Here is a 7,990-nt window from a genome sequence, read left to right as displayed (position 1 = left end):
CGGTTATCTCCCGACCTCCATCGTCAACCCCGACACCTGAAACACGCGTCCGAACACGAGGAGAAGCGTATTCGTTTCAATAATAAACCGGACCAGATTCAGTCAAAATCACGGCGGGGCGACACACTTTCCGGCGCTGAGAAACGGTCCAGCGATCCGACCGCGTACGCCGAGCCGACAGCGGTCGGCACTGCGCTCCGAGTGGGCGGCAGCACGGCTGTCGGCACAGATTCTTACTGTGTCCAGCCACACTAGGTGACGCAACGTTGCATCACCGTTGCATCTTCGTGATACAGGTCACGGACCTGTCCGAGGCCGGAAACGACAAAACCCCCGCCGTACAACGGCGGGGGTTTCGGCAGTCAGCAGCAGCGACGACTACTCGGCGTCGGTGTTCTCCTCGACGGCGGCCGGCTCAGCGGCAGCGGCCTCGTCCTCGACCGGGACGAGCGAGATCTTGCCGCGGTTGTCGATATCGGCGATCTCCACGCGCAGCTTGTCGCCGACGTTGACCACGTCTTCGACCTTGGCGACGCGCTTGCCGTTGCCCAGCTTGGAGATGTGCACCAGGCCGTCGCGGCCCGGCAGGAGCGACACGAACGCACCGAAGGCGGTGGTCTTGACGACCGTACCCAGGAAGCGCTCGCCGACCTTGGGCAGCTGCGGGTTGGCGATGGCGTTGATCATGTCGATCGCGGCCTGGGCCGACGGCCCATCGGTCGCACCGACGAACACGGTGCCGTCATCTTCGATGGAGATGTTGGCGCCGGTTTCCTCGGTGATCTGGTTGATCATCTTGCCCTTGGGCCCGATGACCTCGCCGATCTTGTCGACCGGGATCTTGATGGCCGTCACGCGCGGGGCGTAGGGGCTCATCTCGTCGGGGTCGGTGATGGCCTCGGCCATCACGTCCAGGATCGTGGTGCGGGCGTCGTGCGCCTGGTTCAGCGCACCGGCCAGCACCTGCGAGGGGATACCGTCGAGCTTGGTGTCGAGCTGCAGGGCGGTGACGAAGTCACGGGTGCCCGCGACCTTGAAGTCCATGTCGCCGAAGGCATCCTCGGCGCCGAGGATATCGGTGAGCGCGACGTAGCGGACCTCGTCCTCACCCTTGTCGTTGGTGATGGTGTCGGAGACCAGGCCCATGGCGATACCCGCGACCGGCGCCTTCAGCGGCACACCGGCGTTGAGCAGCGACAGCGTCGAGGCACAGACCGAACCCATCGAGGTCGAGCCGTTCGAGGACAGAGCCTCGGACACCTGACGGATGGCGTAGGGGAACTCCTCCTGCGAGGGCAGCACCGGCATCAGCGCACGCTCGGCGAGCGCGCCGTGGCCGATCTCGCGACGCTTCGGCGAACCGACGCGACCGGTCTCGCCGGTGGAGAACGGCGGGAAGTTGTAGTGGTGCATGTAGCGCTTGGAGGTCTCCGGGCCGAGCGAGTCGACCTGCTGCGCCATCTTCACCATGTCGAGGGTGGTGACACCCATGATCTGGGTCTCGCCACGCTCGAAGATCGCCGAACCGTGGGCGCGCGGGATCACGTCGACCTCGGCCGACAGCTGACGGATGTCCGCCAGGCCACGGCCGTCGATGCGGAAACCGTCGGTGAGGATGCGCTGACGCACCAGCTTCTTGGTGACCGAGCGGAACGCGGCACCCAGTTCCTTCTCGCGACCGGTGAAGTCCTCACCCAGACGGGAGAGCACCTCGGCCTTGATCTCGTCGATCTTGGCTTCGCGGGCCTGCTTGTCGGCGATGCTCAGCGCCTGGTTCAGCTCGACCTTCGAGGTGCCTTCGACAGCCTCGAACACGTCGGGACCGTACGGCGGGAAGAGCGGGAACTCCTGGGTCGGCTTGGCAGCCAGCGCGGCCAGGTCGGCCTGGGCGCGGACCAGGCGCGCGATGAACGGCTTGGCGGCTTCCAGACCCTCGGCCACCACAGCCTCGGTCGGGGCCTGCGCACCGTCTTCGATCAGCGCGATGACCTTGTCGGTGGCCTCGGCCTCGACCATCATGATGGCGACGTCGCCGGTGTCGGTGACGCGGCCCGCGACGACCATGTCGAACACGGCGCCTTCGAGCTGCTCGACCGTCGGGAACGCGACCCACTGGCCACCGATGAGGGCGACGCGGACGCCACCGATCGGGCCGGAGAACGGAATGCCCGAGAGCTGAGTCGACGCCGAGGCGGCGTTGATGGCCACCACGTCGTAGAGGTCGGCCGGGTTGAGGCTCAGGACCGTGACGACGACCTGGATCTCGTTGCGCAGACCGTCGATGAAGGTCGGGCGCAGCGGCCGGTCGATCAGGCGGCAGGTCAGGATCGCGTCGGTGGAGGGGCGGCCCTCGCGACGGAAGAACGAGCCGGGGATGCGACCCGCGGCGTACATGCGCTCTTCGACATCGACCGTCAGCGGGAAGAAGTCGAACTGGTCCTTGGGGTACTTGCCGGCGGTGGTCGCCGACAGCAGCATGGTCTCGTCGTCCAGGTAGGCGGCGACGGAACCCGCGGCCTGCTTGGCCAGACGGCCGGTCTCGAAGCGGATGGTGCGGGTGCCGAAGCTGCCGTTGTCGATCAGCGCGACCGATTCGAAAACTCCGGGCTCGACCTCGACCGCAGTCGAAGGGCGTTCAGTTGTCTGCGTCATATTTTCTTCTCTCGACCTCTCGTCTCGCTGGTCGCGCTGCCGTTTCCAGGCGTACATTTCCCCTGGTGGGCGCGAACCCAGCTGTCGTCAGCCGTACCGGACACGGACACGTGGAAACCCTCCTGGCTGCCACGCGCAGCACCCGGCCGTATCCCCTCGGCTGGAACATTCCACAAAAGGGGCAACGCGGAGGCGATCATCGATCGAAGCCCGACGGCGGCGAGAACAACGCCTGCCGAAAGGCCACTACCGAAGACCGACGCCACGCGGACGGATGCACACGGCTGTCACATGTTGTAATGCAGCCGGGAACCCGATGGTCCCCGAATACACGAATAGCCAACGAGAAGAAGTGTACTTCTTCCCGTTGGCCAGGTGTCGACCGCCTCGACGAGGAGGCGTGTCTGATTCAGATCAGCGACGCAGACCCAGACGCTCGATGAGCGAACGGTAGCGGTTGATGTCGTTGGCCTGCAGGTACTTCGACAGGCGGCGACGACGACCGATCAGGGCCAGCAGGCCGTGACGGGTGTGGTGATCGTGCTTGTGCTGCTTCAGGTGCTCGGTCAGGTCCGAGATCCGCTTCGACAGCAGCGCGATCTGCGCCTCCGGCGAGCCGGTGTCGGTGGGGTGCAGGCCGTATTCGGCGAGAATTGCCGACTTCTGCTCAGTGGTCAGCGCCATGTGGCTCGACTCCTATTTTTCAGTTCCGCGCTCGAAGGTCCGGTTACCCGGGATGGGCGCCACCGCGGACCGCAGCAAACCCGAGGAGCCACTTTACTCGACACGTGGTGGCGAGATAAATCGGGGTTCAGGCTTGCGCTGCGGTGAGAATCTTGCGCGCGGTCTCGACGTCGCGACCCATGGCCTCGACCAGATCGTCGATGGAGTCGAACTTGCGCATTCCGCGTAGTTGTTCGACGAAATCGACACCGACGTGCTGGCCGTAGAGATCGGCCTCGCCGTCGAGGACGAACGCTTCGACGGTCCGTGAGCGGCCCGAGAACGTGGGGTTGGTGCCGACCGAGATCGCGGCCATCGCGCGCTCGCCGGGTGCGGCGTTACCGATGGCCGGGCCTGCCCCGAGCACGGTGAACCACCCCGCGTACACCCCGTCGGCCGGGATCGCGGCGTGCATCGGCGGGGCGACATTGGCGGTCGGGAAACCCAGCCCGCGCCCGCGCCCGTCGCCGTGCACGACGACGCCCTCGACGCGATGTGGGCGCCCCAGCGCCTCGGCGGCCGCAGCCATGTCGCCCGCGTCGACACAGGCCCGGATGTAGGTGGAGGAGAAAGTGACAGCGTGTTCGCCGAGCAGGGTCACCCCGTCGACCTCGAAGCCGAACCGCTCGCCGAGTTCGCGCATCGTGTCGACGGTGCCCGCGGCCTTCTTACCGAAGGTGAAATTGTCGCCGACCACGACCTCGGTGACGTGCAGACGTTCGACCAGCAGGTCGTGCACGTATTCGGACGGGGTGAGCTTCATGAATTCCTGGGTGAACGGCATCACGCAGAACACGTCGATCCCGAGCTCCTCGGCGAGTTCCGCGCGGCGGGTCAGCGTGGTCAGCTGTGCGGGATGCGAACCGGGTCGCACCACTTCCATCGGATGCGGATCGAAGGTCATCAGAACCGCGCGCACGCCACGCTTACCCGCCGCGGCGACCGCGCGGCTGATCAGCTGCGCGTGCCCCCGATGTACCCCGTCGAACACGCCGATCGTGAGAACGCAACGCCCCCAGTCCGCGGGCACGTCGTCGAGACTTCGCCATCTCTGCACAGAGCGAAGCCTACGCAAAGCGGTGCCCGAACAGAATTCCGGTGTGCGGCGGATCGCCGGTGCGCGGCGTGCCGGTTCGCCGATGTGTCATTCGGGCCAGGGATGCCTAACATTGGTGATGTGCCAGCTAAACGAGATGTCGCGACCCGCAGCGCGCTGACGCAACCCGCCGAGCAGGCCGAACTCAGCCCCACGATCGCCCCCGAACTGTCGGCGGTGGCACAGGATTATCTGAAGGTCATCTGGACCGCCCAGGAGTGGTCACAGGAGAAGGTGTCGACCAAGTTACTGGCCGAGCGGATCGGCGTGTCGGCCTCGACGGTGTCGGAGGCGGTACGCAAGCTCACCGATCAGGGCCTGGTCGAACACGCCCGCTACGGCGCGATCACCCTGACCGAACACGGCCGTCGCGCCGCGGTCGCGATGGTGCGCCGTCATCGGCTGATCGAGACCTTCCTGGTGAACGAGCTCGGCTACGGCTGGGACGAAGTGCACGACGAGGCCGAGGTACTCGAACACGCCGTCTCCGACCTGCTGATGTCGCGCATCGACGCGAAACTCGGCCACCCTGACCGCGACCCGCACGGCGACCCCATCCCCTCCACCGACGGTGCCGTCCCCACTCCCCCCGCCCGTCAGCTCAGCGACTTCGCCGCGGGCGAATCCGGCCGGGTGGCCCGCATCTCCGACTCCGACCCCGCGATGCTGCGCTATTTCGACTCCGTCGGCATCGCTCTCGACACCACCATCGAAGTCGCCGAACGCCGCGATTTCGCCGGCACCATCGCCGTCCGCATCGCCTCGTCCGAGAATCCCACCGAGCTGGGAACCCTTGCCGCCGAAGCGATCTGGCTCACCGCCTGAGCTGTCGGGGCGCGCCGGATCAGCAGTTGAAATAGGTGCGGAGGCGGGCCGGTACGCCGTCGGCCGTGGCGGCGGTCCAGCACGTGTCGTGCGGGAACCGGACATAGGTGGTCCAGGTTCCCGACGCGCGGGTGATGAGGCGCTGGTTGTCGCCGGGGGTATCCCAGCGGATGACACCCCACTGTCCGTCGCAGTCGGGGATGGTCGCGGCGGGTCCCGGATCGACGCCGAGTTCGGCTTCGATGGTGGATTCGGCGCAGGCGGAGGCGGGTTCGGGCGCGGTGTCCTGGAAGCGCAGTTCGCCGGTGGCCGTGCCGCCCGGGGCGACCAGGAACAGCGTGTGCATGCCTTCGTGGACCGGGTTCGTTCCCGACGGCGCGGTCATCCCGAAGTAATAGCAACCGATCTCGGTGGTGAACGCCGCCCGGCCCTGTTCGTCGGTGACACCGTCGCGGCGCACTGTTTCGGCCGTCTCACCGAGGGGGATGTCGTTGTTCGCCGGATCACACGGCTGCTGCAGCGAAAGATGCACCGGCACACCGGGAACAGGGACGCCGGACAGAGTCACGGTGCGCAGGACGACAGTGCCGGTCGCGGCTGCGGGCGGCGTGGCGGTCATCGCCGGAGCGGTGGGCGCGCCCACAGACTTCGATGGGCCGCTCTCTCTGTCCGTAGGCGCGGGCCCGCCGGGGATCACGGCGGGAGCAGCACTGGGAGTGGCGATCGGTATCGACGCGGTGACCGTGGTCGTCGAGCGCGCCGAGGTCGATCCCGGCACCTGCTGATCACCACTCCCACACGCCGTGAGCAACACCGTCACGCCGGCGAGAACGCCGATCCAGGTCTTCCCGATCGCAGTCATGGTCTGCCCCTCCGCCGCGAAAGCTATTCCTCCTCGCTATCGCCGGTATCGGACAGGACGTTAGCGACACGTCCAGTGTCACTGACAGCCGAAGCCGCCGAATGATCCGGCACTGTCAGCGCGACAGGAAGTCCAGGAGCACGCGGAATTCGGCGAGCGAGAGGTATCCGTCGCCGTCTTGGTCGGCGGCCGCGAGCAGGTCGGCGGCCGGTTCGTCGATGTGGCCCGCGCCGACGTGGCGAATCAGCGATTCGAGCTCGGTGACCGAGATCCGGCCGTCGCCGTTGATGTCGAAGACCCGGAACGCCGCGTCGGCGTCGGTGACCTCGATGCGCCCCGCGACGACGGCGGCATCGAATTCGGCACGGGAGACGAGGAAATCGCCGTTGGTGTCCGCGGCGGCGACCATCCGCTCGATGGCTGCCCGGTCGACGTCGATTCCCGCCGAACGGATTCCGTCGGCGATGTCATCCACCGACACCAGCCCGTCACCGTCGCGATCCCACAGCGTGAACGTGTCGACCGACTCTGCACTCATCTCACGAATCCCTCTTCCGCGGCCACTACCGGCCGGTCACGCCACTCTACGGATTCCTGGGAGTGGGTGCGGCGCACAACGAGTGGGCGACTCTCAGCTCGCCTGGCCGTCGAGCACGCGCAGTGTGATCGATTCGGCGGCCGGTTGCCGGTATTCGGTGAACAGGGCCGCGACGAGTTCACCGCGACTGGTGACGCCGGTCTTGTCGAAGACGGACTTCACGTGGTCGCGCACCGTGTGGGCCGATACCAGCAGGTGCCGGGCGATGGCGGCGGTGGACAGTCCCGCCGCGACGAGTTCGGTGACTTCGAGTTCGCGGCGGGTCAGTTCATAGGCCGCGGCCACGAGTGCGGCCACCTCCGACGGCGTCGCGTGTGCGATCACCAGTGCTGTCGTAGTCGGGTCGCCGTTCACATCACGCAGACACGAGGCGTGGCAGACGAGCCACCGGCCGGTCAGCGTGCGAATACGGATGCGGGCGCTGTCGCCGGTGAGACGCGCACGCCCCGCCGTGCTGAGAATCCAGACGGGCAGCGGTAATTCGAGGCCGGAGTCGGTGGTCGTGGACGGGCCGGGCGGCATCTGCGCGAGCAGCTCACGGGCTTCGTCGTTCACCGAGAGCAGGGCGCCGTCGGCGCCGAACAGCAGCAGGCCGGGCGCGTGGACGCCGTCCGAGACCGTGGTCGCCGGTCGCGCGAAGCCGCGCAAGCGCCGTGCCATCGGGGCCGACAACGCTTGCAGCACCGCGATATCGACGGCGTCGAAAGCCTGACTGCCACGGTCCCGGAACAAGCTCACCTGTCCCCAGCCCTGGCCGTCGACGCGCAGCACAGCCCGCAATTCGTCGCTGAATCCGCGGGGTCGCAGAAAACTTCGATACAGCGGGCTCAGCGTCGGCCGGTCGCCCGTGACCGCGCGCAAACCGGCCACCGGCACCTGTGCCACCGCCAGATCGCGGAACAGGTTGACGTGCTCAGCGAAAATCTCTGACTCCCAGTAGGTTCCGCAGCCGCCCTCGTGCAGGTTCTCCACCCGCACCGGCGCGGTGGTCAGCCCGTTGACCGGATCGGTGGCTACCCACACCGCGGCATCGAACCCTACGGATCGGCGCAATCGGGTGGACGTCCGCTCGAACAACTCGTGCGCATCCGGCGCCGCGGCGATCCCGCTGAGCAGAGCGGACAGGGAAGGCGAAGCCGGGGTGGTCATGTGCCCATTGTCGTCGCGTTCAGTGCTCGCCGACCATCCCGCAAACGCGGGATTTCGCAGCGACTCCGGCGCGACCACGCTGATC

General features: G+C 67.0%; 7 protein-coding genes. 1 reads left to right on the top strand and 6 read right to left on the bottom strand.

The window, feature by feature from the left end; all coding sequences use genetic code 11:
• Positions 1-378 precede the first annotated feature (378 nt).
• The 3 genes from ACFTS5_RS01290 to ACFTS5_RS01280 form a co-directional block, all read right to left on the bottom strand.
• Positions 379-2,652, bottom strand: a complete 2,274-nt coding sequence (locus ACFTS5_RS01290; RefSeq protein WP_378626541.1) for a polyribonucleotide nucleotidyltransferase — start codon at positions 2,650-2,652, stop codon at positions 379-381.
• Positions 2,653-3,066: 414 nt separating this feature from the next.
• A complete protein-coding gene (rpsO, locus tag ACFTS5_RS01285) occupies positions 3,067-3,336 on the bottom strand; it encodes a 30S ribosomal protein S15 (protein WP_056811493.1) in 270 nt (89 codons plus the stop codon).
• Between the two features lie 127 nt (positions 3,337-3,463).
• On the bottom strand, positions 3,464-4,432 hold the full coding sequence (locus ACFTS5_RS01280) for a bifunctional riboflavin kinase/FAD synthetase (RefSeq protein ID WP_378626539.1): 969 nt from the start codon (positions 4,430-4,432) through the stop codon (positions 3,464-3,466).
• 102 nt (positions 4,433-4,534) lie between these two features.
• Between ACFTS5_RS01280 and ACFTS5_RS01275 the strand changes: the two genes are divergently transcribed.
• Positions 4,535-5,296, top strand: coding sequence for a metal-dependent transcriptional regulator (locus tag ACFTS5_RS01275; RefSeq protein ID WP_378626537.1), 762 nt, complete (start codon positions 4,535-4,537; stop codon positions 5,294-5,296).
• A gap of 19 nt (positions 5,297-5,315) precedes the next feature.
• On the opposite strand, the gene ACFTS5_RS01270 is transcribed toward ACFTS5_RS01275, so the two are convergent.
• The 3 genes from ACFTS5_RS01270 to ACFTS5_RS01260 form a co-directional block, all read right to left on the bottom strand.
• A complete protein-coding gene (locus tag ACFTS5_RS01270; RefSeq protein WP_378626536.1) occupies positions 5,316-6,158 on the bottom strand; it encodes a hypothetical protein in 843 nt (280 codons plus the stop codon).
• Between the two features lie 115 nt (positions 6,159-6,273).
• Entirely contained in the window at positions 6,274-6,696 is a 423-nt protein-coding gene (locus ACFTS5_RS01265; protein ID WP_378626535.1) for an EF-hand domain-containing protein, read from the bottom strand.
• 93 nt (positions 6,697-6,789) lie between these two features.
• Positions 6,790-7,905, bottom strand: a complete 1,116-nt coding sequence (locus ACFTS5_RS01260) for a LuxR C-terminal-related transcriptional regulator (RefSeq protein WP_378626533.1) — start codon at positions 7,903-7,905, stop codon at positions 6,790-6,792.
• Between the last annotated feature and the right edge of the window lie 85 nt (positions 7,906-7,990).

The organism is Nocardia sp. NPDC056952, assembly GCF_042674185.1.
Classification (GTDB): Bacteria; Actinomycetota; Actinomycetes; order Mycobacteriales; family Mycobacteriaceae; genus Nocardia.
Note: the sequence above shows the minus strand (reverse complement) of the source record. Positions and strands in the feature narration are given on the sequence as shown.

Bases quoted from the DNA above. Each gene is read 5' to 3' on its own strand.
- ACFTS5_RS01290 (WP_378626541.1), bottom strand. From the start codon at position 2,652: ATGACGCAGACAACTGAACGCCCTTCGACTGCGGTCGAGGTCGAGCCC.
- rpsO (WP_056811493.1), bottom strand. From the start codon at position 3,336: ATGGCGCTGACCACTGAGCAGAAGTCGGCAATTCTCGCCGAATACGGC.
- ACFTS5_RS01260 (WP_378626533.1), bottom strand. From the start codon at position 7,905: ATGACCACCCCGGCTTCGCCTTCCCTGTCCGCTCTGCTCAGCGGGATC.
- ACFTS5_RS01265 (WP_378626535.1), bottom strand. From the start codon at position 6,696: ATGAGTGCAGAGTCGGTCGACACGTTCACGCTGTGGGATCGCGACGGT.
- ACFTS5_RS01270 (WP_378626536.1), bottom strand. From the start codon at position 6,158: ATGACTGCGATCGGGAAGACCTGGATCGGCGTTCTCGCCGGCGTGACG.
- ACFTS5_RS01275 (WP_378626537.1), top strand. From the start codon at position 4,535: ATGCCTAACATTGGTGATGTGCCAGCTAAACGAGATGTCGCGACCCGC.